Here is a 23,771-nt window from a genome sequence, read left to right as displayed (position 1 = left end):
AAGGATCACGCGGGGGCGGCCACCTCACCGGTCTCGTGCTCTGTACCGGTCGCGGTCCGACGACCCAGCGCCGGCGCGATCAACTCCACGGTGTCGTGCAGGATCTGCTCGTAGTCGGCGCGGTGGAACTCGTACGGAAGCTCCAGTCGCAGTTCCGAAGTCTGCGCGAGCACCGGATCGGCCCGCAGCCGATCGATGATCTCCTCGGCGGGCCCGACCAGGTCCGGGGCGAACAGGACGCGCCGCGGCCCCTGCGGCCCGAGGGTGCGCTCGCGCCTGCTCTCCGCGTACTGCCGGTACCGCTCGCGAGTCGCGCGGTCGGCACTGTCGAACGGAACGATCACCCGTCCCACCGCGACCCGGGCGGGCCGAGCCGGATCCACCAGTCCGCGGTACTCGCCGATCAGGCTCGACTGGGTGGTGGTGAAATCGTCGCTGTGCTCGCCGAACACGATGTTCCCCGTCAGGAGGTTCAGCCCGTTCTCCCCTGCCCAGCGCACCGAACGGGTGCTGGCCCCGCCGTACCACAGCCGGTCGATCAAACCGGGATTGTGCGGCTGTAACCGCGGCCGCTGGGTGTTGCCCGGGGAGTGGATCACCGTGTCGGCGTCACCGAGATAGTCGCCCCGCAGGTTCTCGATCAGCCGGGCGATCCGTCCGTAGGAAAGGTCGTAGGTGCGCCAGTCCCCGTCGAAGACCAGGCCGCCGAGCAAGTCGGCATGCGGCGGCGTGCCCGCACTGAAACCGGCTTGCAACCGGCCCCGCGACAGCACATCCGCCAGCGACAGATCCTCGGCCAGCCGGAACGGGCTTTCGTAGCCGATGGGAATCACGGCCGTGCCCAATTGGATTCGACTGGTGCGCTGACCGGCGGCGGCCAGGAACACCGCTGCCGACCCGACGCCGTGCTCGAGATGACGCTGCCGGATCCACGCACCGTCGAAACCGAGGCTTTCGCCGTACTCGAACAGCCGTAGCGTGTCCTCGAGCCCGGAGTACGGATCGTCGTCGGGATAGTTGCCCGGCGTCAGGAACGACAACGTCCTGATCCGAGGTGTCGTGTCGCTCATCGGTTCAGCCGCGCTCGTACGGCAGCTTCTCACCGGCTTCGATCGCGACCGGGAGCCGGTTCTCCGCGGGCGGCAACGGGCAGGTCGCCAGGTCGGTGTAGGCGCAGGGCAGATTCGCGGCCCGATTGAAGTCCAGCTCCACCGACCCGTCGGCATCCGGCGGCGACAGCTGCAGCACCCGGTTGGCGGCGTATGTGGTGACCCCGGAGGTTTCGTCGGTGAAGAGCACGGTCAGGGCGCCGGGGTCCTTGCCGGGGAAAGCGGTCAGGCGCAGCGGCCGTCCGTCCAACTCGAACTCGACCTGCCCCGGCGCGTCGTAGACGTGTTCCAGTCCTTCGACAGCGGCGCCGACCGTGGTCGGCTGCGGCTCCGGGAAGGCGACATATCGCCCGGAGACCACCCACTTCGGGTGCGGCGCGTAGGCGGGCGTGCCGCGAAATGCCGTGCGCAGCGGGTTGTCCGGGTGCCGTGGCCGAACGATGTCGTGCCCGCCGCGCTTGGCGACCTCGATCACCGCGTCACCCCAGACAGCGTTCACGCCGCCGCGTTCGGGGATGACCCCGAACACATGCCTGCCGCGCACGGGTGTCCCGTCGACCACCAGCTCCTCACCGTCGTCGAGCACCACCGTCACACCGTCGGCGCCGGTGGACCAGGCACCCGGCGCGTCGGAGAATCGCTGCGGCGTCTCGGCCAGCCAGTGCAGATCGGTGATGGCCAGGAATCCGTGCGGGTCGGCCAGTCGCGTCTCTTGTCCGCGCTGCCAGTCCTGCCAGTCGGCGACGAAGGCGTCGGTCGGAGTTGCCGCGGCGGCCTGCGCTGTCATGTGGTGCTCCTCGTCTGAAGCCGTGTCCGCCCCGGTTCGGTGCCGTCGCGACGATTCGAGCCGAGACGTGCGACACCGCTCCGGACGACGAACGGAGGTGATACCGGATTCAACCGCACGCGCCCGTGCGCGAACAGAATTGCGATCAGCCCGAACCCAATCGCCGCTCACGGAGCATTCATCTGGTCGTGTGCGCACCGCCGTTGACGTGAATCGTCTGGCCCGTGATGTGCCGGGCGTGCGGGGAGGCCAGGAACTCGATCAGCCCGGCGACGTCATCGGGCTCACCCGCGCGTTTGTCGTGCGTGGAGTCGATCAACCAGCTACGCCGTTGCTCGCTGAGTTGCCCTTGGAAGAAATCGGTGTTCTCGATGTAACCGGGCGCGACCGTGTTCACCGTGACACCCTTCGGCGCCAGTTGCGCCGACAAGCCGGCCGACCACGCCGCCAGCGCCGCCTTCGCGGCGCCGTAGGACCCCGCGGCATACTCCGCGCCGATCGAGCCGACATTGATCACCGCTCCACCGGGTCGCAGCCGCTCCCGCAGCGCCGAGGTGGTCAGGACCGCACTCAAGAGATTCGTCGACAGGTTCGCCGTCCACTGCTCGGCCAACTCCGCCAACGACACCGCGGCACCGTTGCCGACGACGAGATCGGTGTTGCCCCCGGCCATGTTCACCAGCACATCCACTTCGGGCCCGACCGATTCGGCGAACCGCTCCACCTCCGTTGGAATCGACGCATCACAAACGATTCCCCGCACTCCGAGTTCCTGTGCCGCCCGCTCCACCCGTTCCTTCGAACGCCCGGTGATCACCACGTCCGCCCCGCCTTCGGCGAACCGCTGAGCCACCCGGCGTCCGATTCCCCCGCTCGCACCGGTGACGACGACCGTTCCGCGCATTCTCATCTCCTCTCGGTATATTTAGCGCTAAATGTACCGAGGGGAGAGACTTCCGGCAATGACGCACGAAGCACACGACGAGATACCGTCGCCCGCCCGGATAGCCGCGGCATGGCGCCGCGAACTGCCCGGCGCGCGAGTCGAGTCGATCGAGATCCTCACGCCGCTGTGGCGAGTCGCCAAACTCCTCACCGACGAGCGACAGCGCACCCTCCAGCGGCTCGGCATCGACGAATCGACCCTCGACCTGCTCAGCACCCTGCGCCGATCCGGTCCGCCCTACCAGCTGACCACCCGCCAGATCGCCGCCCGCAGCCTCGTCACCGCGGGCGCCGTCTCCCAGCGCCTCGCCCGTGCGGAAGCGGCCGGGCTGATCACCCGCGAACCGACCTCGACCACCCGGCGTGGCGTCCTGGTCTCGCTCACGCCGGACGGCCATCGCCACATCGAACAGGTCGTGCCCGCCCTACTGGAGCACGAAACCGCCTTGACCGACCAACTCGCCGCCGACGAACGCACCGTGCTCACCGCGGCTCTGCGCACACTCGAGGCGGCGATCCGATCCGCCGAACCGGCATAGACCCCCGCGCCGACTCGGTCAGGCGCCGGACAGATCCGCGGACAGGTCCCTGATTTCCACGACCGGCCCGGCTCTGACCCAATTCGCGCGAGGCCGGATCGAGGATCGCGTTGCGGTAGACGGCGAAACCGCGCACAGCGTGCCGGAATACGTCCGGCGATTGAGCGAACACGGTCCATCAGTCACCGGGTGTGGCATGGATCGTGCCGTGATCGACGGCGGGATCCTTGCCGGGGCCGAACAGCCGGTCGTAGAAGAAGAGGATTCGTTCGATGTGATTGCTGACACGTCGCCTGTCAAGGCTCGATCCGCCGACCCCGGCACCAGGGCATTCGAGCGGAGCCCCGGTGCCGAGAAGACAGCGTCAGAGAGGTCGCGGCTCCGGTGTTCCGGCGTGACCGCGCCACGCCGCACGTGGCCCGATGCCGTGGAATCGCCCGCTCCGCAGCGAGTCGGCCAGCGCGTCCTCGACAGAGGAGTGAACGGGCCGCAGGGCGTCGAGGTCGAGGACGGCCACGACGCGGGCCACTACCAGCCGGTCACCGACCACTCGCAGCCGGACGCCCCGGCGCAGGCATGCCTCGGATTCTTCCGCCAAGATCAGCAGCGAACGGCAGGACATGAAGCCGAGACCGCTCGCATCGATCACGATCGACCCCGGCGCCGCGGTGGTCGCTCCGGCCTCGTATAGCAATCGCCGCCACGCGGGCAGCGTGTAGGCATCGACTTCACCATGGACGTGGACGACGGTCGCGTTGCCGCGGTGTTCGATGGTCGCGTCCAGTCCGAGGAGAGCGTCTTTCCACCCGTCCGACGAGGGTTGGGCGGCGCCGCCGAGACCGTGCAATTCTGTGCTCATAGGGCACTCGATTCGTTTCGCGCCTAGCGCGCTCGATACCGGCCCACCCTGCATCCTCAAGACAGACCCGTCCCTTATTGCTAACAGAGACATGCCCATCTGTACAGCGGTGCGGATCCGAGCGGTTACCTGGACAGGTCGTGGGACGGGCTGCGGTACCTGTTGGAGTCGGCCGAGGCGGGAGGCCGCGCGCTGCTCAGCAGGCGCCCAACTGCGGAACCGATCGACGGCGACCCGTCACGGCCGGATAGGAACAGCACGTAGCCACGCCGGGCCGTCACGGATTTCCCATGGCCGCACGCCGATCGTATGAGCGGTTCCTGCCGACCGTGAACGCTGACATTTGTTCAAGACGAATCTTCGGTCGCCCAGCAAGGTAGTCCCTGTGCGGACCGTCCGAAGGAGAACCAATGGCTGAGACCAGCGCCGCTGCGGCGTCGAGTCGGTGTTCGGATCCAGATCCGAAGTGGCAGTGGAGTTTCGGATCGAAGATGCCCAACTGATCGGCGATTTCAGCAAAAAGGGAGGCATACTCGTGCGGATCCTCATCTCCGGTGCAAGCATCGCCGGACCGGTGCTGGCGTACTGGCTCACCAGGCACGGCTTCTCCGTCACCGTCGTCGAACGCGCGCCGACCCTGCGCAAGACCGGCGGCCACGCGGTCGACCTGTTCCGGCCCGCGATGGACATCTCGCAGAAGATGGGCGTGCTGGCGCGCATCCAGGAACGGGCCACCGGCACGAACCGGATGACACTCCACCCCGAAGGCGCGCGGCGGCCCGCCAGCGTGGATCTCGCCAAGATCTTCGGCGCCACTTCCGACCAACACGCCGAGATCATGCGCGACGACCTCAGCGAGATCTACTATGACGCCGCCTCCGACGACGTCGAATATCTCTTCGGCGACTCGATCACCGCGATCTCACTCGAGGGCGAGGTACGGTTCGAGAAGTCCGCGCAGCGCCGCTTCGACCTCGTCGTCGGCGCGGACGGGCTGCACTCCACTGTGCGCCGCCTGGTCTTCGGCGAGGAATCGCGCTTCAGCGCCTTCGCCGGGGCCTATCTCGGGGTGATGACCCTGCCCGGCGCCTACGGCTGCGACAGCGAACTCCACATCCACGTCGGTGTCGGCCGCACCGCAGGTATCTACGGTGTACGCCACCTCGGCGAGGCGCGTGCGTTGTTCCTGTTCCGCAGCAACCGCGAACTCGACTACCACCGCCACGACGTGTCACGGCAGAAAGAGCTGCTGCGTAAAGCATTCCACGGTTTCGACACCGACGTGGACCGCTGGCTCGACGAACTCGACCACACCCCGGCGTTCTACTTCGACTCCATCACCCAACTCCGCATGGACACCTGGTCCCGAGGCCGGGTGACGCTCGTCGGCGACGCGGGCTACTGCCCCGGCCCGGCCGTCGGCGGCAGCACCACGCTGGCCGTCGTCGGCGCGTACGTCCTCGCCGGAGAACTCGCACGAGCGGGCGGCGACCACGAGCGCGCCTTCCCCGCCTACGAACACGCGATGGCCGAACACATACGCGGCGGCCACGCGGTCGCGCTCAGCGCAGCCAAGACCCTGATCCCCACATCCCGCCTCGGTGTCTCGGGACTGGTGCAGGCCACCCGACTGTTATCCGCCCTGCCCGCAGGCCCCGGCCGCGCCTTCCTCCGCCTCGCCACCAAAAGCACACGCGTCTACAACGCTATGACCGTCGACGACTATCCACCACCGCCCACCGCATCAGGAGGCCTGGGTGGCGACCCGTTCAGCCCTCGGACGTCAGACCCTCGAAGGTCAGGGTGAGCAGACGGCGAGCATGGTCGGCATCGCCGTTGCCCGCGTGTGCGATCGCGGAGACGAGGGTCATCAATTCGGTCACCTCGAGATCGGCTCGAATGAGACCGGCGGCTTGGGCATCCCGCAACAGCGGCATGGCAGCGGCATCGGTCATGCGATGCCACGCTGCGACTTCCGGGGTTTCGTCGCCGTCGCGAAGTCCATATGCGTTGACGAACGCCTCGCGCAAGCCTCGGCTGACCGCGATGTGATCGATGACCGCATTCAGCCAGCCGAGCAAGGCGTCACCGGCCGCATCGCCGCCCGCTAGATCGGTGGCCGCGGCACACAGCGCGTCGATCCGCTCGCGGTACACGGCCGTGATGAGGTGCCCGCGTGTCGGGAAATGCCGGTACAGGGTGGCATTGGCGACACCGGCGGCGCGAGCGATGTCATCGAGCGAGGCGGCGGCGCCGAAACGATTGAACGCGCGCTCCGCGGCGGCGAGGAGCCGGTCACGGTTGCGCCGGGCGTCGGCGCGCGGCCGCGCGCCCGGGGACGGCTCGGAGGTGGTCGGCACGAGAACTCTTGTCTATCCGGGGACAGTCCCCGTATCGTACGGCACCATAGCGGGGATAGTCCCCGTTTATCGGTTCAGGAGAGTGACATGAACAATCCGCTGAGCCCGGCCGCAGTGAGCGAGGCGATCATCGACGCCAGGGCGACCGGTGATCTCGACACCGCGCTGAGCTACATCGCCGCCGAATCACGGGACCAGGGACAGTCGATGACCCGGGAAGACTGGCGGCGGAAATGGCAATCGATGTGGACCGGCGCGCCGGATCTGCAGGTCGTCGTGGAAGCGACTATCGAAAGCGGAGAGTGGGTCGCGCACCGGTACACGGTTCGCGGCACGCACACCGGGGATTTTCTCGGCCTGCCGCCGACCGGTCAGCGATTCGAGACGATGGGCATGGACATGATCCGAGTGCACGACGGCAGGCTCGTCGAGCACTGGATGGTCGCGGAACCCTTCCAGGCGGCCGGATAGGCGACAGAGCGCGAGCTACGCGCGGGCGAAGTTCGCCCTGCGCGGCGCTCTCAGTAGAAGACCGGACCCGGGACGCCGCCGCCGACCGCGATGGCGTCGCCGGTGATCGCGATACTGCGGGGCGACGCGAGGAAGGTCACCACGTCGGCGACTTCCGCGGCGTCGATGACCCGGCGCAGCGTATTCTTCGCCAGCTCGGCTTCGAGTTCGGTGACCGTATTCCCCGACTCCTCGGCTTGCGCGGTCAACCGCTGGGTCAGGCGTTCGGTCCTGGTCAGCCCCGGATGCACGACCGTCACATTGATGCCCTTCGGACCGAGCTCGTCCGCCAAATTCTTGGTCAATGCCGAGACGCTGATGTTTCGAATCGTCTGGGCGATGGAATTCGCCTGGCGCGCACCGAGTCCACTGATGTTGATGATCCGGCCCCAGCCCTGCTCGACCAGATGAGGGGCGACCGCGCGGGCGGTGCGCAGATATCCGAGCACCTTGATCTCCACTTCACGCCGCACCACATCGTCGCTGGTGGCCGCCAGGTCGGCGCTCGCGCCCGCACTCCACGGCGTGGCGGCGGAGTTCACCAGGATGTCGACGCCGCCCAATTCGGCGACGGTGCGCTCCACCAGCGCCTCGACCTGGCCGTCGTCGCCGGTGTCGGTCGGTATCGCGACCACTCGCCGACCCGTCTCCTCGGCCAATGTCCGGGCAGCGGCCGCGAGCGGTTCGGCCGCACGCGCCGCGATCACCACATCCACACCTTCGTTGGCGAGCCCGCGAGCGACAGCCAATCCGATCCCTCGGCTGCCGCCGGTCACGATCGCGCGTTTTCCATCCAGATCGAGATTCACCAGGCTGACGCTAACAAGCCTGTCGATCCCGGTAACCGATCCCGCTCGACATGATCGGAACTACGCGCTGCCCCGCGTCCATTTCCGGTTCTTCCGGGGCGCGGCGAAGCTCAGCCGTTGCCGTAGACGCGATCCGGCGAGATCAACACCACCGCCCGGCGCTCGGCGGCCATCACTCTGTCGTACTCGTCCCAATCCTCGTGCACGCCACCGGCCGCGGTGAACACCTCACGCAGCAGCAACCGCAACCGCTCGGCATCGACCCCGGGGGCCGGGTCGTCCGGACCGGCGATCCACACCGGCCCCTCGGCGGCGCACCATTGCCAACCGACACGGACCACGATCGTGGCACGCGCCCGGGCCCGCAGGTTGTCCAGTTTGCGCACGCCGCCGCGTACCACCATGCCGACCACGTCGGCACCGGTCGCCGGGTGTCGCAATACGCCGGCGTTGACCAGCGACGACTGGATCGTGTTGTCGGCTCGAAGGGTGGAGACGACACAAAGTCCGTGGTCACCGGCGATCAGCCGGGCGAAGTCCGCGAGATCGGTCACGCCGGAAGTCTACGTACTCGAGCGGGCGCGGGCCGTCGGGAACAGCGAGCTGCGCAGTACCGCTGATATTTTCCGCACAACGCGCTCGGTAACACACCCGGCCACGCCATGCGCGCGCCGTGGCAGTGCTTGCTGCCCGGGCTCAGAGAAGATCGCGGCTCAGAGTCGGCCGACGATTCGTTCGGGCGTGACCCGGACGACGACCATCGGAGTATCCCCGTAGGTGGCCGCGGCTTCCGGATTGTGCTCGCGATAGGTCTTGCCGGTGTACTTCAGCGCCAAACGATCCCGTATTTCGAGACCGCCTTCGGTGGACAGGGTCGCGGTACCGTGGATCGCGGCGTAGGTGTAGGGCTGCTCAGGTGGGTTGACCAGCACTCCGACTCGGGCGTCACGGCGCAGGTTGCGCTCTTTGCGACTGCCCTCCCCCACGACGAAGAGGACATCGTCCCCGTCTCGCAGTATCCACACCACCGATTGATGTGTGCTGCCGTCGGGCTGGATCGTGGCAACGACACCGAATACGGGCGAGTCGAGGACCTGCCGCAACCTGGCCGGGGAAATGCCCGACGCCGCCGACTGCAACCGTCCGAGCAGCTTCGTCGTCTCGCCGTACAGCCGCGCGGCCGCGGCGGTGTCGAACTCGGGTCCGTGCACGTCCAACGGCTGTCCCTGCGCGATCGCGGTCAGCGCCTCGACCGGCGGATCATCCAGTACCGCGAGGATCGGGCGGATGGCCTCGTCGATCGGTCGTGCGGTGCGGCGCATCGTTTCGATCCTGGCCGCCATCTCGGCGTCGTAGTCGCCGGACAGGGCGGTGTTCACCACCCCCGGATGCACCAGCACGTATCGCACTCGCGCCGACACCGGCCTGCGCGCGAACTCGATGCCGAGCAGATCGTTGAGCTGACCGCCCTGCGCGAGCGCGTGCAGGCCGTGGTAATCGCGCTCGAGACCCAGGTCGTCCCAGCGGATCTCGCCGGTTCCGCTGCCCGGACCGGCCACATTGACGATGACCGGGTTCGGGGCGGTGTTCAGCAGGTCGATCAGTTCGTAGCTGAGCACGAATCGGCTCAGGTAGAACAGCGCGAAGGTGTATTCGAACCCTTCCGCGGTCACCAGCCGATCGGACCGGTAGTGCCTGGCACAGAGCACCAGGGCATCCACCGTGGTGAAACGGGTTCGGATGGCGTCGACGGCGGTGCGGGTCGCACCGATCGAACTGAGATCCGCGGGCACGAAATGCGCACGGTCGCCCGCCCCGAGCTCCTCGGCTGCCGCGAGAAGGCTCTTGCCTTTCTCGGCGTCTCGCCCGACGACCACGACGGCGTCTCCAACGGCAAGCCGCTTCAGGGCGACAGCCCGGCCGATCCCATCGGTACCACCAACGACCACAACATATTTCATGACACAAAATTAACCGACCAGTTCAAATAAGTCATCTTCACAGTACTGCTTGTCACACTATTTGGTTCAATGAAGCCGAACTACGGACCGAGCAGAGATCGGTATATACATCAAATTGGTTTGATGTAATGTGGGCGAGGTGGGTACCACGGATCGAGTGCCGGTTCCGCTGCTGATGCGCATGACAGCACATCCGCTGCGGTGGGCGTTGATGACCGAGCTGGCGGCGAGTGATCGCCGGGTGCGGGAGCTGGTGCAAGCGGTCGGGGAGCCGCAGAATCTGGTGTCGTATCACCTACGGCTGCTGCGGTCGGCCGGGTTGGTCGACGCGCGCCGCAGCAGTTTCGACGGCCGCGACAGCTACTACCATCTCGACCTGTCCCGGTGCGCGGCCGCATTCGGTGACGCCGCGGTTGCTTTGCATCCGGCGCTGGCTCCGTCCGGCCGCCCATGGCCGAAGGACTGTTCGGTGTTGTTCCTGTGCACCGGTAACAGTGCCCGGTCGCCGATGGCCGAGGCACTGCTGCGGCACCGCGTGACCGGCGTCCGGGTCGCCAGCGCGGGCAGCCATCCCAAACCGCGGATCCATCCGAACGCGGCGCGGGCGCTCCGGGAGGACTACGGGATCGACCTGGGTGCACAGCGACCGCAGGCGCTCGATGCGGTCGCCGACCGCCGCTTCGATTACGTGATCACGTTGTGCGACAAGATCCGCGAGGTACCCCGCGACCACGGCCGCGCCGTCGCGACGCATTGGAGCCTGCCCGATCCGGCCACGACCGGCGACACCGACCGCGCCACATATCCGGAGTTCCGTCGTCTCGCCGCCGAACTCGACACCCGCATCGGGTTCCCACCCATGCCCACCGCCATGTCCTCGGCACACAACAACTAGGAGATCCAGTCATGACCACGACCGCACCGATCGAACTCGCCCGAGTCCGCTACCTCATCGACGATGTGGCCGCGGCGGTCGAGTTCTACACCACCCACCTCGGGTTCACCGTCGACTTCGACGCCTCCCCGGCCTTCGCCGCAGTGGTGCGCGGCCCACTGCAGTTGCTGCTGGCGGGGCCGAAGAGTTCGGCGGCACGCCCGATGCCCGATGGCGCTACCCCGGAACCCGGCGGCTGGAATCGTCTCCAGCTGGTCGTCGACGATATCGCCGCCGAGGCCACACGGCTGCGAGCCGCGGGCGTCACCTTCCGCAACGACATCGTCGACGGCCCCGGCGGGCAACAGGTGCTCCTCGAGGACCCCTCCGGCAACTTTGTCGAACTGTTTCAGCCCGCGCCCCGCCCGACAGCACGCTGAGAGCATCGACTCATGCCGGTCGACAAGCTCGCCGCTGGTGTAGCGGCCACCGATGGTCACCGCGGGCCGCGGTGGCGTGATCCGCGGCTGATCGCCGTCGTGCTGCCGCCGGTCGTGTTCGTGGCCGGCGCGGTACTCGTTCCGCACCTGGGTGCCGACCAGATCCGCAGTTGGGCACAAGAAACCGGTCCGTGGCTGCCGCTGGTGTTCTTCACCGCGCACGCCGCGGCGACCATCGTCCTGCCACGGATCGCGTTCACTCTCAGCGCCGGACTGCTGTTCGGTCCGGTCACCGGCGTCGCCGTCGCGATCGCCGCGACCACGGTCAGCGCGGTCGTGGCGTTCCAGCTCGTGCGCGTGGTCGGCCGCGAAGCCGTCGCGGCCCGGCTGCTGACCCATCCGGCGGTCGCCGCGGTCGACCGGCGCCTGGCCCGCCGCGGCTGGCTGGCGGTGGGGTCGCTGCGGCTGATCGGCCCGGTGCCGTTCGCGCTGATCAACTATTGCGCCGGCCTGTCCTCGGTCCGGCTCGCGCCCTACCTGGTCGCCACCGTCGTCGGCGTGCTGCCAGGAACGATCGCGGTCGTCGCGCTCGGCGACGCTCTGACCGGGCACACCAGCCCGGCCTTGCTCGCGACCACCGTGGCCTGCGCCGCGATCGGAGCGGCCGGACTGCTCGTCGATGCCCGTCTCGGCGCCGACGAACCAGTAACGAACGCGCCTACGACACCGGCAGCCGGCACTACCTCCGATCCAGCCTGCTCATCCGCGGTTGCGCCGACAGCTGCAATTGCCCGGTCCAGCTGTCGGTTTCGTGTGCGATCACCTCGTTGACCCGGTAGGAGAAATCCCGCAGCAGTCCCATCCTGCGGTCGATCTCCCCATTCGAATTGGCGGGCGCGCGGGAGACCGAAGCCCACTCGAGTTGGAAGTCGCACAGCATCGCGTTGATCGACTGCGCGCTGCGGATGTCGCGCGCCCACGCCGTCGAGACACCGAAGAAACGGTCGCATGCCGCGCTTCCGGCGGCGCAGGCGAGCAGGATGTATCCCCAGCTCGGGTCGATGGCGTGGACTCCGGCGGTGGTCAGCAGGGGCACCAGGATTCCGAGTAAGCCGAGCACGATCATCGCCGCGGTGAGGGCTAGGCTCGCCCGCCGCTTCGTTAGACCGTCCCGCGAATACCACTCGCGCGCGTCCATGGCGTACGCCTCGACACGTTGGAACAGCCGGGCAAGGGTCTCATCGGAACTCGACCAGTCGGCGGAGCGGAGGTCCAGCGAACGCGGTACTCCGAGATCCTGCGAGCGATCCCCGCCGATGGGCGATCGGTGCTCTGTCACGGCCCGTACTGTATCTCGCCTACGGCTCCAGAATCACCTTTCGGCCGTTTGCCAGGCGGCCGGAGCGGCGTCGGCAACCCTACTCGGCACGTCCGATCGGCACCGCCGGATGCACCGTTTCATCTTGTGCGGCAAGGTTTTTCAGCTCGCGGCTAGATCGTGGACTGATTCCGCGTCGACCGCGCCGAGGTGTTGCGATGCGTGGATCGACGAAAGTTGCGACTTAGTAACGGATTCGGACGACACGTGGCCTCCAGGTAAGTCGCCGGTCAATTCCGGCACCGCTGCCGGAAAGATTGCAACGGCACCGAATCGGACTGTGCTACAGATCTTTCGACGCCCGCCTGCGATGCGGACGAACGGCGCTGCACCGACCGCTGTCCGACGTCGGCAGAATGCACCGAACTCTTCCCGAACGCGGTAGTCCGTCTGCTCGAATGTTCACACAGACCTGGAAGCCGAAGTGCCGGGCGAAGGGTGGGGTGGCCGGGTGAGCCGATCTCCATTTCCGCACCTGCGCCCAGGCGCCCCACCGAGATTTCAAAATCGCGTTGATCGCAACCATTCTCCGAGCGTTCGGCAGCTCTTAACGTCCGGATAACCCTGCTGCCTACCGTGCGTGAGGCCGACCGCAGTCGGGACCGCCCTGTCCACCCGGGTTCCCGACGGCGAACCCTTGTCCTCGAGTTCGGAGCGAAGTGCAGCCAACGCCGTGGTCAGCAAAGGACACTCGACTCGAGCGAGAACCGAGCGCGGCGCCGGGACGGCACGGCGAATTCCGTGCATCCCTGTCGGCGTTGCGGGGCCACTGGGGCTACCTGTGCGCCGTGGCCGGCAGTATCGTCACGCTGATCCTGCTGTTCCAGCCGTGGCTCAGGGCTGTGGGCGCCGACGGCAAAGCCAGTGCCGATGCCTTCGGCCGGATCACCGCGACCACTTCCTACCTGAACGTCTGGTCGTCGTCGCAGCCGCCCACCGCGCGGATCAGCGGCGCCCTGGCACTGCTGTCCGCGGGCGCGATCGTCCTCACCGTCTGCGTGGTGGTGGTGAATCTCCGGCTTCGCACCGAGGTCCTGTCACGCACGGCGACGGCGTGCGCGGTGACGACCGCGGCGCTGGTCCTGCTCACCGTGCTCTACGTCAACAGCAAGGCTCCCGAGCTGCGCGCCATGCTCGCCCGCTCCACGGACTTCGGCGGGCAGGTCGGCATGGTGACGAGTTGGGCGTTCGGCAACGGCAGCCTGATCGCGCCGGGAGTCCGGCAGGTCTCCTACAACACCGCGGGTCTCACCCACTGGGCTCTGCTCGCAGGTATCACTTCGCTGGGCTCGGCCGTCATCGCCGTCGCCCAATGGGCCTACAACCGTCCGGCCACGGCGCTGCGCCTGCCACTGCGTACTGCCGGTGCGCGTTCCGGCGAACCGGCCGGACGCGTCGAGTGAGCAGGCCCGCGGGCCACCTCACGCTCCGCTGACGCCTCGATCTGCCGCCGGTCGGCACACGTGGCCGGCCGTCGCATCGGCGGCCTTCACGATCCCACGCGACGGGACGGCCGATCGCCGAGGGACTTCACGATGCTGAAAGTAATCGGCGTAGCGGACTTTCGGCCCTACGGGCACAACCCACGCTGCGGGCACAGTCTTGCCAGGTGAGTCGGTGGGGCGAGAGCAGTGGAGGATGAGATGTCGCTGGTGTCGGAGGTGTGGTCGTCGACGTCGTTCCCGGAAGTCGCCGTGTTCGCCACCGGCCGGGTACCGGCCCTCGAGCGGGAACGCTTCGCCGGTACGGTCGGCCGCCTGCTGCGGCGATTCCCTGTCGCGGGCGCCGCCCGCCTGCGGATCACGGCCCCGGACAGCGACGACGGCCCGATGGTCATCCAGGTGAATCTGTCCGTCGGTGACACCTTCGCGCGAATCCAGACGTTGGCGCATCGTCGTGGTGACGCGTTGCCGACGGTGATCCGGTTGCAACGGCAGATCAAGGCGTTGCAGAAGCCGTGGGAGCCGCGGCCGTGGCCGGATCCGGACCGTCGGCCGCTGGACGCACCCGGCCCGGGAGAACTGGTCCGCCGCAAGGCGGTTGCGCTGACAACGGGCTCGCTGCCCGCGGCGACGGCGCTCTTGGACGCGATGGATTACGACGCGCATCTGTTCACCGATGCCGAGACCGGGGAGGACGCCGTCGTCTACCGCGCCGGACCGTTCGGGCTGCGGATGGCGCGCCAGCACAGTGTCCATACGCCACACTCGATCGTCGGCAGTTCGGGACTGTTCACCATCAACCCCCGACCGGCACCGGCGCTCACCGAAACACGAGCAGTGGAACGGGTATGCGAATACGGATTCCCGTTCCTGTTCTACACCGACCCACCGTCGGGACGCGGCCATCTGATGTATCGCCGCTACGACGGCGGCCTGACGCTCGTCGCACCCCGCACCGGCGCCATCGACACGGCGACCGCCTGAAAGTCGTCACTTCCCCGGCGTTATCCGTCCGGCCTCGGTCGTCGCTGATCGCGACCGGGCCGGGCCGATCATCTCTCCCTTCCGAAGCAATGCGCAAAGAAAGGCGGACACGACGTTGGCGCGTGATCTGACACAGCTGGAGATCCTCACCGAGCTCGAACCTTTCGCGGGTGCCGCGTTGAACCGGCACCTGTCCATGGTCAAGGAGTGGCATCCCCACGACTACGTGCCCTGGGACGAAGGACGCAACTTCGCGATGCTCGGCGGGATCGATTGGGAGCCAAGGCAATCACGGCTCTCCGAGGTGGCGAAGGCGGCCTTGATCACGAATCTGCTCACCGAGGACAACCTTCCGTCCTATCACCGCGAGATCAGTGCCAGCTTTTCCCGAGACGGCGCGTGGGGGTCGTGGGTGGGACGATGGACCGCCGAGGAGGCCCGCCACAGCATCGCCCTGCGTGACTACCTGGTCGTCACACGGGGCGTCGACCCGGTCGCGTTGGAGAACGACCGTATGACGCACATGTCCACCGGCTTCGGTGCGCCGGTGGAGCGAGCGGACACCGACTTCGACGGCGGGTTCCTGTACTCGGTGGCGTACGTGTCCTTCCAGGAGTTGGCCACCCGCATCAGCCATCGCAACACGGCGGCGGTCTGTGACGACCCGGTCGCCGACCGCATGCTGCAACGCATCGCCGCCGACGAGAACCTGCACATGATCTTCTACCGCGGCATGTGCGGGGCCGCCTTGGATCTGGTGCCCGATCAGGCCATCGAAGCGATCGACCTGATCGTGCGCTACTTCCGGATGCCGGGCACCGGCATGCCCAACTTCCGGCGCAACGGCGTCCTCATGGCCAAACACGGCATCTACGATCTGCGCCAGCACTTGGAAGAAGTGCTCCAACCCGTCATCCGGCAGTGGAACATCCTCGACCGCGACGACTTCGGGCCACGCGGCGAGCAAGCCCGCGAACGACTCGCCGCCTTCTTGGACGACCTTACGGAAGTGCGCATTCCCCGATTCGAGGAACAACGCGACCGTGCCCTCGCTCGGGAAGCACGCCGGGGTGTCGGCGCCGCTGCGGGATAGTACGACCGGGTAGGTCCTCCCCGCCGAGACGACCGTCAGCCCACATAGCGACGCGCGGGGGAACGGCGCTGCGATTCTTCCAGCAGCACGAGGCCCGCCTCCACTGGCGGTGGCAGGACTTTTCGTTCGCGCAGCACCCACGGCATCCCACGCAGTGTGTCCAGGACGGCCGCGGCGGTCGTCAGGTCGGCCGGGGCCGATCCGAGTACGACGGCGGTCCGCCGGGCGGCGCTGCGGGCCGGGCGGCGCAACCACAGCGTCCACAACGTGTTCCGGATGCCGAGCCTGCGACGGTGCGTCGGATCACGGGTGGTGGACGGCTCGTGGTGGATCAGGATGTCCTCCATCCAGCACATCCACCAGCCGTGCGCCGCGAGGTCGAGGGCGAGCAGTTCCTCTTCGCCCGCGAACCACAGACGCCGGGAGAAGCCGCCGACCTCCCGGAACGCGCTGACCCGGAAGGCGGACAGCGCGGCCATCACGCCGAGCAGAGCGGGACCGGGCAGCCAGTCGGGCCCGACGACCGGTGAGTCGCGCAGTTCCGGCGTGATCGGGTCTTCTCGGAGATCGGGTGCGACCAGGCATCGTCCGGTCACCGAGCCGAGGCCGGGGTATCGGTCGAGCACATCGGCGGCGCGGGTCAAGGCGCCCGGCTGCCATCGGGTGTCGTCGTCGCAGAACGCGACATACGGCGTTGCCGTCCGCTCGACCGCGATATTCCTGGCCACCGCGCCGAGGTTCTCCGCCGAGCGGATGAGTATTACCGAGGGGAACGCCGCGGCGACCGCGTCGGCGGTGCCGTCCGTGGACCCGTTGTCGACGAGGATGATCGGCGCCGCGTCGGGCAGCGTGGTCATGTGCGCCAGGGTGCGCAGCAATTGTTCGCGCCGGTTGCGGGTCATGATGACGACCGTCATTCGTTCCGTGACCATCCGTCACTTCCTTCCATGGGCGAGTTCCAGCGTCCTGGCACGGCGCTCGACCTCCGGCGGCAGCGTGCGCCGCTGCGCCAGCGCCCTCGGCAGGCGGCGAACGACCCCCGCGAACGCCAGCAACATTCGGGGGTCCCGCGCCGCTCGGCGCAACAGGCCCGCGGACTCGGCAGCGGACCGCCGCAACGGCCGTCGCATCCAAGCGATCAACGCGTTGTTGCGCTGTTCGGTCCGTCTGCGCCACGCGTGCGGCGGTCGCCGCGCCGAGGGGTGGTGATGGGCGCGCACTCGCGCCACGTAACAGAGGTCCCAGCCGCACGCCGCCATATCGAGTGACAGCAGGCGTTCCTCGGCGCCGAAATGCAACAGCGGGCTGAACCCGGCGGCCTGCAGATACGCCTCTCTCCGGACGATCGCCGCGCAGGCGAGGAAGCCGAGAACCAACGGGCCCGGCAGACCGGGGGGATGCCCGAGCGGGCTGCTCGCCATCAGTTCGTTGACGGGATCGTCACGGTGGTCGGCGCCGACAAGCGTGCGTCCTGCGATCAGGCCGAGTCGCGGATGGGCATCAAGCACCCGCTCGGCTTCGCGCAGCGCGTCCTCGGCCCACCACGAGTCGTCGTCGCTGAACGCGACGTAGGGCGTGCGGGCCAGTGCGACGCCGAGGTTGCGCGCCGCCGCGCCGAGATTGCGGGGCAGCCGGACGACGCGCACATCCGGGAATGCCTCCGCCGCGCCGACCGTGCCGTCGACCGAAGCGTTGTCCAGTACCACGATCGCGGGAGCCGGGCGCAGTGCGCGCAATTCGGTCAAGGTGCGGGCCAGTTCGGCCGCGCGGTTGCGGGTGGCGATGACGACGGTGGTCTTCGCCACCGTCGGCGCGCTCACGCAGGCCGTCCCGCGAGCAGTTCGTCGAGCAGGTCGCTGGTCAAGGCGTCGGCCGAGGGGAACTCCCGCCGCCGCGCGCGTTCGCGCCCCGCCGGTGCCAGGCACCAGCGCCACCACGGGTCGAACGCGCCCGCGTCGGCGGTCTGCTCGGCAGACACCAGCGCAGGCCAGTCCAGCGCCCTCGCCTGCGCGGTGACCTTCCCTCCGCCCGCGATGGGATCCACCGCGAGGACCGGGATCCCGGCTCGCAGTCCCAGCACCAAGCCGTGCAGTCGAGTGGTGATCACCGCGTCCAGGCGAGCGAACACCGACGCGAGCTGGTCGGGTGTGCGGCACAGGCGCCAATCGTCGGACGTCAATCTGGTGTCGAGCGGTAGTCGCGCGCAGTCGAGTTCGCGCAGCCACCGCAGCAACGCGCGATGCACCGACCGATGCCGCCTGGCCACGCCGTACTCGGCCTGGCCAGGGGCGAAGACGACTCCCACCACGGGGACGCTCACCGTGGACGCCCCGACCGCCATGTCCGGTCGCGCGATGGACGGACCGTCGCGCGGCAAGATGCGGTGGAACCCGGTGACCGCGGCATCGGCCGGATCGAGGATGGAGACGCCCACCGCGATGCGTCGGCAGTTGGCGTACCGTTCGTGCAGGAATCGGACCTGTTCACCGTGCGCGGGCCCACACACGAACACCAGGTGCGAATATCGCCCGGAGTCCGCGTCGTCCAGATTCATCCCGTCGGAACGAAACCCCGGGCTCCACGCCGTGTCGTGGGGTATCGCGGCGGAGACCAGCGCGTCACACACTCGGCTCATGCTCAACACGTCCCCGGCCGTCGCTTCCCCGTGCAGGAAGCTGGGCCACCCGGTGACAAGTACCCGCATGTCTCTGCCCATACCCGCTGCGTTCCAGGTCAATCAGCCGCGACGGCGACCTCTCCGCTCGGTGACCGCGAAGACCGGGGTGCGGCGTCCTAGCTCGGGGCCGGGCGCAGGTGCACGACCTTCGTCTGGGTCATCTCGTCCAGCAATTCCGGCCCGTAACCGAAACCGGACCCGCTGGCCCGCCGCGGGTGCGCCGCTCCCCCGGGCGCGCCGCCGAACACCGAGTTGATCTTCACCGTCCCCACCGGCAGTTCCCGCCAAGCGTGCTGCGCGTTGGCCATCGACGGCGTGAGCACGGTGGCCGCGAGCCCGTAGTCGTCGGTCGCGGCCTCGGCGATGCCCTGCTCGAACGTATCCACCACCCGTACCGGCGCGATCGGACCGAAGGTCTCCTCCCGCATGATCCGCATGGCCGGATCGCACTGTGCCAGCACGGTGGCCGGATAGTGCGCACCGGCGCCGTCCGGCAGCACACCGCCCGTCAGCAGTTCGGCGCCGCGCTCCACCGCGTCGCGGACGTGCGCGTGGACCTGCTCGCGATGATGACGGTCGACCAGCGGCGCCGGGTTCCAGGACTCGGCTTCGGCCACCAGCGCCGCCAGGAAGGCCTCCGCGACGTCCCGGTGCACGAAGATCCGCTCGACGGACACGCAGATCTGGCCGGAGTTCGCGAACGCGCCGAGCGCCGCCTGCCCGGCCGCCCAGACGGGATCCACACCGGCGTCGACGACGAGCGCGTCGTTGCCACCGTTCTCCAGCAGTGCCTTCGCACCGGTGTCGGCGACGCTGCGCGCGATCGACCGTCCCGTGGCGGTGCTGCCGACATGCGCGATGACGTCCACATCGAGACGTGCGGCGAGCAGCGCGCCGACCCGGCCGTCGCCTTGCACCGTCTGCAGAACGCCGCCGGGAAGCGCTCGGGAAAGCAACTCGCCGAGCAGAGCTCCGGTGTGCGGTGCGCGTTCGCTCGGCTTGTACACGACCGTGTTTCCCGTGACCAACGCCGCGCCGAGCAAACCGCAGGACACCGCGACGGGATCGTTCCACGGCGTCAGCGCGACGACGACGCCGCGGGGCTCCCAGACCATGAGGTCGGTCGCCTCGAAAGCTCCTTGCAGACTTCGGCCTCGGTGCAACGGTCCCAGTTCGGCATATTGCTCGAGCGTCGCGGCACCGGCCAGCACCCCCTCCTTGCTCTCCGACCGTGGACGTCCGGTTTCGATCCGATTGAGTTCGGCCAGTTCATCGGCATGCTCGCGGAGCAGGGCAGCACCGGCGCGGACCGCGACGGCCCGCTCGGCCGCCGTTGTTCGCGCCCAGCTGGTTTGCGCGCGATTCGCCAGACCAACCTGCCGATCGATCTCGGCGGCATCCGACATGGGCACCTTGCCGACGGTGGCGCCGCTGGCGGGATCGAAGATCTCGATTGTTTCGGTCGCGCGGAGTTCAGTGGCCGACGGGGCAGCATGGGGTGCGCTCATATCGCGGCCATTGCCTGGCATCCATGGTTCAAACCGGTCGCGCGTCGGCCGCATCGGTACCGCCGCGCGGCAGTCCCAGGACATCGACATAGCCACAAGTTTGCTATCGGGCCGCGCCGACCAGGTTTGATCCGGCGGCAATAGGCAAGAGCTACCGGCATGGCCGGAAAGATCGAGCGGCTCACGGTGCTGCTGTGGCACGTGCACGGCTCGTGGACGACGTCGTTCGTCCGAGGGCGGCACCGTTATCTGCTGCCCGTGGTGGAAGGCGGCGGGCCGTGGGGCCGTGGACGGTGCGGCCGCGACTGGCCGTCCGCCGCGGAGGTGCCCGCTGACCACTTGCGCGAAACCGAGCCGGACGTGGTCGTGCTCCAGCGCCCGGAGGAAATCGAGCTCACCGAACGATGGCTCGGTCGTCGTCCCGGGCCCGATATTCCCGCGGTCTTCGTCGAGCACAACGCGCCGCGGCCCAGCGCTGCCACCAGCAGGCATCCGCTGGCGGATCGCGCCGACATCCCGCTCGTGCACGTCACGCATTTCAACGACTTGATGTGGGACAGCGGACGCGCGCCCACCCGGGTGGTGCCGCACGGAATCGTCGACCCCGGCGCGCGCTACACCGGTGAACTGCCCCATGGCGTGGCGCTGATCAACGAGCCGATGCGGCGCGGAAGGATCACCGGGAGTGATCTCCTGCCCGACTTCGCGATGGCGGGACCGATCGATGTGTACGGGATCGGAGCCGGCGCCTACACGGCGAACAGGTCCACCGGGCACCCGATCCGCGGCATCGGCGACTTGCGGCAGTCGGCATTGCATCCGGACATGGCGCGCAGAAGGGTGTACCTGCACACCGCGCGCTGGACCTCGCTCGGATTGTCCCTTCTCGAAGCCATGCACCTGGCCATGCCGGTGGTAGCCCTCGCCACCACCGAGGCCGTCATGGCGGTGCCACCCGAAGCCGGTGCCGTCTCCACCGATGTCGCGGTGCTCACCGCGAAGTTCCACGAGTTCCTCCACGAACCCGATCTCGCGGCGCTGGCGGGCAAGTCGGGACGGCAGTTCGCGCTCGAGCACTACGGCCTCGAGGTCTTCCTGCGCCGGTGGGATGCCCTGCTCGCCGAGGTCACCGAATGAAGGCAGTGTCCCGGAGAGAGAAGGCGGAATCATGAAGATCGCGATGGTGTCCGAACACGCCAGTCCGCTCGCGGTGCTGGGCGGCGTCGATGCCGGTGGGCAGAACGTTCATGTCGCCGAGCTGTCCGCTGCCCTGTGCAGGCAGGGGCACGAGGTCACCGTCTACACGCGCCGCGAGGAGGCCGACGCGCCCGACATGGTTACCGCCGAACAGGGTTACCGCGTCGTCCACGTCCCGGCCGGTCCCGCTCGTCCGCTGCCGAAGGACGAATTGCTGCCGCACATGGTCGAATTCGGCATTTTCCTGCGTGAGCACTGGCGCGACCTGCGGCCGGATGTCGTGCACGCGCATTTCTGGATGTCCGGACTCGCCGCCCTGTCGGGGGCACGCCCCACCGACATTCCGGTCGTACAGACCTTTCACGCGCTGGGCGTGGTGAAGCGCCGCCACCAAGGTGCGAACGACACCAGTCCGGCCGACCGGATACGCCTCGAACGGCTGATCGCCGGACAAACCGACCGGATCATCGCCACCTGCACCGACGAGGTGTTCGAACTGGCCAGGCTTGGCGTCCCCCGGTCCAAGACTTCGGTGATCCCGTGCGGCGTGGACCTCGAACAGTTCGCACCCGAAGGACCGAAAGAGCCGAAGTCGGCCGAGTACCGGATGATCAGCGTCGGCAGGTTGGTGCCCCGCAAAGGTTTCGACACCGCGATCACCGCGCTCACCGGACTGCGGAACGCCGAGTTGGTCTTGGTCGGCGGCCCGGACGATGCCGAGCTAGCCGACGACCCGGAGGGCAGGCGGCTGCTGGCCCTGGCGGACGAACTCGGCGTACGAGAACGGCTGCGCATGCTGGGCCGGGTGCCGAGGACCCGGATAGCTCCGCTCCTGAGATCGGCGGACGTGGCCGTGTGCACGCCGTGGTACGAGCCCTTCGGGATGACGCCACTCGAAGCGATGGCGTGCGGCGTTCCCGTGGTGGCCACCGCGGTCGGCGGCTTCATCGATACCGTCGTCGACGGTGTGACCGGCAGGCTGGTTCCACCGCGGGAGCCCGCGGAACTGGCCGACGCGGTCGGCGAGCTGCTGACCACACCAGGGGTCCGGGAGCGCTACGGCCGCGCCGGGCGCGAGCGTGTCGAGTCGCGCTATTCATGGGATCGGATCGCCACTGAAACCCTCCACGCGTACCGCCGGGTGACCGCACGCGCGGGCGCGCGCAACGGACATGGGCCCACCGACAGCCGTTCGCTCGACGGCACCGGCGACAGCGGCAAGCTTGCTCCCGAGTCACCGTCGACAGATCGTGGTCTTCGCGCGAGCGGCCGCGGGTAGGCCACAGCATGTCCGAACCCTGCGAACGCGCGTTGGTCACCGGTGGATGCGGTTTCGTCGGATCACACCTCTGTGAGCAGTTGCTCGACGCGGGCACCGTCGTGGTCGCGCTGGACAACTTCGCCACGTCCACACCGGACAACGTCGCCCGGCTGCTGGCCCGTCCCGGATTCGACCTCATCCAGCACGACGTCACCGAGCCGCTGCCGACGATGGGCTTCTTCGATGTCGTCTTCCACCTCGCGTCGGCCGCGTCGCCACCGGACTACCTGCGACTGCCGATCGAGACGCTACGAGCCGGCTCCCTCGGCACCGCCAACGCCCTCGATTCGGCCGAGCGGCATCGAGCTCGTTTCGTGCTCGCATCGACCAGCGAGGTCTACGGCGACCCGGGTGTCCACCCGCAACCCGAGCATTACTGGGGTCACGTGAATCCGGTCGGGCCGCGCAGCGTCTATGACGAGGCGAAGCGGTATGCCGAGGCTTTCACGATGGCATTTCGCCGGGAGCGTGGCGCGAACACCGGGATCGCCCGGATCTTCAACACCTACGGTCCCCGCATGCGTACCGACGACGGCCGGATGGTGCCCACCTTCATCGCACAGGCGTTGGCGGACGCACCGCTCACCATCGCGGGAACCGGCGAGCAGACCCGCTCGCTGTGTTATGTCGAAGACACGGTGCGCGGCCTGCTCGCGTTGGCGTCGACCGACCATCCGGGGCCGGTCAACATCGGCAATCCGCACGAGATATCCGTCCGCGGCCTCGCCGAGGAGATCCGAGCGGCAACCGGCAGCCGTTCCATCGTGACGTATGTCGACAGCGCGATCGATGATCCGAAACGGCGCTGCCCGGACATCTCGCTGGCCCGGCGCGAATTGGGCTGGTGGCCGTTGATCGGTAGGAAGGAAGGACTGCGCCGCACGATCGACTGGTTCGCCGGGCGCACCGCCGAGTCGGCCGAAGAGTCCGTGCGCTGAGCGGCGCCCGACGGCGGATCGGTTTAGTCGCGACTTCACC

25 protein-coding genes are annotated in these 23,771 nt (G+C 68.2%); 12 read left to right on the top strand and 13 right to left on the bottom strand.

Features of this window, described 5'->3' with window-relative positions:
- Window positions 1-5 precede the first annotated feature (5 nt).
- The 3 genes from ACL03I_RS07250 to ACL03I_RS07240 all read right to left on the bottom strand — a co-directional run bounded on the left by ACL03I_RS07250 (window position 6) and on the right by ACL03I_RS07240 (window position 2,800).
- Entirely contained in the window at window positions 6-1,070 is a 1,065-nt protein-coding gene (locus ACL03I_RS07250; RefSeq protein ID WP_355074158.1) for an LLM class flavin-dependent oxidoreductase, read from the bottom strand.
- Window positions 1,071-1,074: 4 nt separating this feature from the next.
- On the bottom strand, window positions 1,075-1,896 hold the full coding sequence (locus tag ACL03I_RS07245; RefSeq protein WP_412805461.1) for a DUF1684 domain-containing protein: 822 nt from the start codon (window positions 1,894-1,896) through the stop codon (window positions 1,075-1,077).
- Between the two features lie 178 nt (window positions 1,897-2,074).
- On the bottom strand, window positions 2,075-2,800 hold the full coding sequence (locus ACL03I_RS07240; RefSeq protein ID WP_412805460.1) for an SDR family NAD(P)-dependent oxidoreductase: 726 nt from the start codon (window positions 2,798-2,800) through the stop codon (window positions 2,075-2,077).
- 58 nt (window positions 2,801-2,858) lie between these two features.
- Between ACL03I_RS07240 and ACL03I_RS07235 the strand changes: the two genes are divergently transcribed.
- A complete protein-coding gene (locus ACL03I_RS07235) occupies window positions 2,859-3,380 on the top strand; it encodes a MarR family winged helix-turn-helix transcriptional regulator (RefSeq protein ID WP_412805459.1) in 522 nt (173 codons plus the stop codon).
- A gap of 364 nt (window positions 3,381-3,744) precedes the next feature.
- Here the strand turns inward: ACL03I_RS07235 and ACL03I_RS07230 are convergent, their stop codons facing one another.
- Window positions 3,745-4,239, bottom strand: coding sequence for an anti-sigma factor antagonist (locus ACL03I_RS07230; RefSeq protein WP_356969294.1), 495 nt, complete (start codon window positions 4,237-4,239; stop codon window positions 3,745-3,747).
- A 535-nt stretch (window positions 4,240-4,774) separates the two neighbouring features.
- Here ACL03I_RS07230 and ACL03I_RS07225 point away from each other — a divergent pair.
- Window positions 4,775-6,046: an FAD-dependent monooxygenase gene (locus ACL03I_RS07225; RefSeq protein WP_412805458.1), complete on the top strand. Its 1,272-nt coding sequence runs from the start codon at window positions 4,775-4,777 to the stop codon at window positions 6,044-6,046.
- On the opposite strand, the gene ACL03I_RS07220 is transcribed toward ACL03I_RS07225, so the two are convergent.
- Window positions 6,009-6,599 carry a TetR/AcrR family transcriptional regulator gene (locus tag ACL03I_RS07220; RefSeq protein ID WP_412805457.1) on the bottom strand — a complete coding sequence of 197 codons (591 nt, stop codon included), beginning with the start codon at window positions 6,597-6,599 and terminating at the stop codon, window positions 6,009-6,011. The genes ACL03I_RS07225 and ACL03I_RS07220 overlap by 38 nt on opposite strands.
- Before the next feature lie 87 nt (window positions 6,600-6,686).
- Here ACL03I_RS07220 and ACL03I_RS07215 point away from each other — a divergent pair, with 87 nt between their 5' ends.
- The gene (locus ACL03I_RS07215) at window positions 6,687-7,070 is read left to right on the top strand and encodes an ester cyclase (protein ID WP_355074170.1); all 384 of its coding nucleotides are present in this window, start codon (window positions 6,687-6,689) and stop codon (window positions 7,068-7,070) included.
- Between the two features lie 50 nt (window positions 7,071-7,120).
- On the opposite strand, the gene ACL03I_RS07210 is transcribed toward ACL03I_RS07215, so the two are convergent.
- From ACL03I_RS07210 to ACL03I_RS07200, 3 genes are all read right to left on the bottom strand, one after another.
- Window positions 7,121-7,918 carry an SDR family NAD(P)-dependent oxidoreductase gene (locus ACL03I_RS07210; RefSeq protein WP_355074172.1) on the bottom strand — a complete coding sequence of 266 codons (798 nt, stop codon included), beginning with the start codon at window positions 7,916-7,918 and terminating at the stop codon, window positions 7,121-7,123.
- Window positions 7,919-8,028: 110 nt separating this feature from the next.
- Complete coding sequence (locus tag ACL03I_RS07205; protein WP_355074173.1) at window positions 8,029-8,472, bottom strand: pyridoxamine 5'-phosphate oxidase family protein; 444 nt, start codon at window positions 8,470-8,472, stop codon at window positions 8,029-8,031.
- 159 nt (window positions 8,473-8,631) lie between these two features.
- On the bottom strand, window positions 8,632-9,879 hold the full coding sequence (locus ACL03I_RS07200) for a TIGR03618 family F420-dependent PPOX class oxidoreductase (RefSeq protein ID WP_412805456.1): 1,248 nt from the start codon (window positions 9,877-9,879) through the stop codon (window positions 8,632-8,634).
- A 139-nt stretch (window positions 9,880-10,018) separates the two neighbouring features.
- On the opposite strand from ACL03I_RS07200, the gene ACL03I_RS07195 reads away from it, so the two are divergent.
- Genes ACL03I_RS07195 through ACL03I_RS07185 form a run of 3 tightly spaced genes read left to right on the top strand, consistent with a single transcriptional unit; the run spans window position 10,019 to window position 12,024 of the window.
- Window positions 10,019-10,774: an arsenate reductase/protein-tyrosine-phosphatase family protein gene (locus ACL03I_RS07195; RefSeq protein WP_412805455.1), complete on the top strand. Its 756-nt coding sequence runs from the start codon at window positions 10,019-10,021 to the stop codon at window positions 10,772-10,774.
- 11 nt (window positions 10,775-10,785) lie between these two features.
- On the top strand, window positions 10,786-11,193 hold the full coding sequence (locus ACL03I_RS07190; RefSeq protein WP_355074179.1) for a VOC family protein: 408 nt from the start codon (window positions 10,786-10,788) through the stop codon (window positions 11,191-11,193).
- A gap of 12 nt (window positions 11,194-11,205) precedes the next feature.
- A complete protein-coding gene (locus ACL03I_RS07185; RefSeq protein ID WP_412805454.1) occupies window positions 11,206-12,024 on the top strand; it encodes a TVP38/TMEM64 family protein in 819 nt (272 codons plus the stop codon).
- Here the strand turns inward: ACL03I_RS07185 and ACL03I_RS07180 are convergent.
- A complete protein-coding gene (locus ACL03I_RS07180) occupies window positions 11,933-12,532 on the bottom strand; it encodes an SLATT domain-containing protein (protein WP_355074183.1) in 600 nt (199 codons plus the stop codon). The two genes, ACL03I_RS07185 and ACL03I_RS07180, sit on opposite strands and share 92 nt — an antisense overlap.
- 827 nt (window positions 12,533-13,359) lie before the next feature.
- On the opposite strand from ACL03I_RS07180, the gene ACL03I_RS07175 reads away from it, so the two are divergent.
- From ACL03I_RS07175 to ACL03I_RS07165, 3 genes are all read left to right on the top strand, one after another.
- The gene (locus tag ACL03I_RS07175) at window positions 13,360-13,974 is read left to right on the top strand and encodes a hypothetical protein (RefSeq protein WP_412805453.1); all 615 of its coding nucleotides are present in this window, start codon (window positions 13,360-13,362) and stop codon (window positions 13,972-13,974) included.
- Between the two features lie 240 nt (window positions 13,975-14,214).
- Window positions 14,215-14,997 carry a sigma 54 modulation/S30EA ribosomal C-terminal domain-containing protein gene (locus ACL03I_RS07170; protein ID WP_412805452.1) on the top strand — a complete coding sequence of 261 codons (783 nt, stop codon included), beginning with the start codon at window positions 14,215-14,217 and terminating at the stop codon, window positions 14,995-14,997.
- A gap of 115 nt (window positions 14,998-15,112) precedes the next feature.
- On the top strand, window positions 15,113-16,090 hold the full coding sequence (locus ACL03I_RS07165) for an acyl-ACP desaturase (protein ID WP_412805451.1): 978 nt from the start codon (window positions 15,113-15,115) through the stop codon (window positions 16,088-16,090).
- Window positions 16,091-16,125: 35 nt separating this feature from the next.
- On the opposite strand, the gene ACL03I_RS07160 is transcribed toward ACL03I_RS07165, so the two are convergent.
- From ACL03I_RS07160 to ACL03I_RS07145, 4 genes are all read right to left on the bottom strand, one after another.
- On the bottom strand, window positions 16,126-17,022 hold the full coding sequence (locus tag ACL03I_RS07160) for a glycosyltransferase family 2 protein (RefSeq protein ID WP_355074189.1): 897 nt from the start codon (window positions 17,020-17,022) through the stop codon (window positions 16,126-16,128).
- Between the two features lie 3 nt (window positions 17,023-17,025).
- Window positions 17,026-17,910: a glycosyltransferase family 2 protein gene (locus ACL03I_RS07155; protein ID WP_355074191.1), complete on the bottom strand. Its 885-nt coding sequence runs from the start codon at window positions 17,908-17,910 to the stop codon at window positions 17,026-17,028.
- On the bottom strand, window positions 17,907-18,794 hold the full coding sequence (locus tag ACL03I_RS07150; RefSeq protein ID WP_355074192.1) for a polysaccharide pyruvyl transferase family protein: 888 nt from the start codon (window positions 18,792-18,794) through the stop codon (window positions 17,907-17,909). The genes ACL03I_RS07155 and ACL03I_RS07150 overlap by 4 nt, the downstream gene beginning before the upstream one ends.
- Before the next feature lie 89 nt (window positions 18,795-18,883).
- Window positions 18,884-20,275, bottom strand: a complete 1,392-nt coding sequence (locus ACL03I_RS07145; protein ID WP_412805450.1) for an aldehyde dehydrogenase family protein — start codon at window positions 20,273-20,275, stop codon at window positions 18,884-18,886.
- A gap of 159 nt (window positions 20,276-20,434) precedes the next feature.
- On the opposite strand from ACL03I_RS07145, the gene ACL03I_RS07140 reads away from it, so the two are divergent.
- The 3 genes from ACL03I_RS07140 to ACL03I_RS07130 are packed head-to-tail and all read left to right on the top strand — an operon-like array spanning window position 20,435 to window position 23,731.
- Entirely contained in the window at window positions 20,435-21,412 is a 978-nt protein-coding gene (locus tag ACL03I_RS07140) for a glycosyltransferase (protein WP_355074195.1), read from the top strand.
- 31 nt (window positions 21,413-21,443) lie between these two features.
- Window positions 21,444-22,751, top strand: a complete 1,308-nt coding sequence (locus ACL03I_RS07135) for a glycosyltransferase (RefSeq protein ID WP_412805449.1) — start codon at window positions 21,444-21,446, stop codon at window positions 22,749-22,751.
- A gap of 8 nt (window positions 22,752-22,759) precedes the next feature.
- On the top strand, window positions 22,760-23,731 hold the full coding sequence (locus ACL03I_RS07130) for an NAD-dependent epimerase/dehydratase family protein (protein WP_355074197.1): 972 nt from the start codon (window positions 22,760-22,762) through the stop codon (window positions 23,729-23,731).
- The last annotated feature ends 40 nt before the right edge of the window (window positions 23,732-23,771 follow it).

Source organism: Nocardia sichangensis (assembly GCF_047200615.1).
GTDB classification, from domain to species: domain Bacteria; phylum Actinomycetota; class Actinomycetes; order Mycobacteriales; family Mycobacteriaceae; genus Nocardia; species Nocardia sichangensis.
This window is presented reverse-complemented; position numbering and strand designations above follow the sequence as displayed.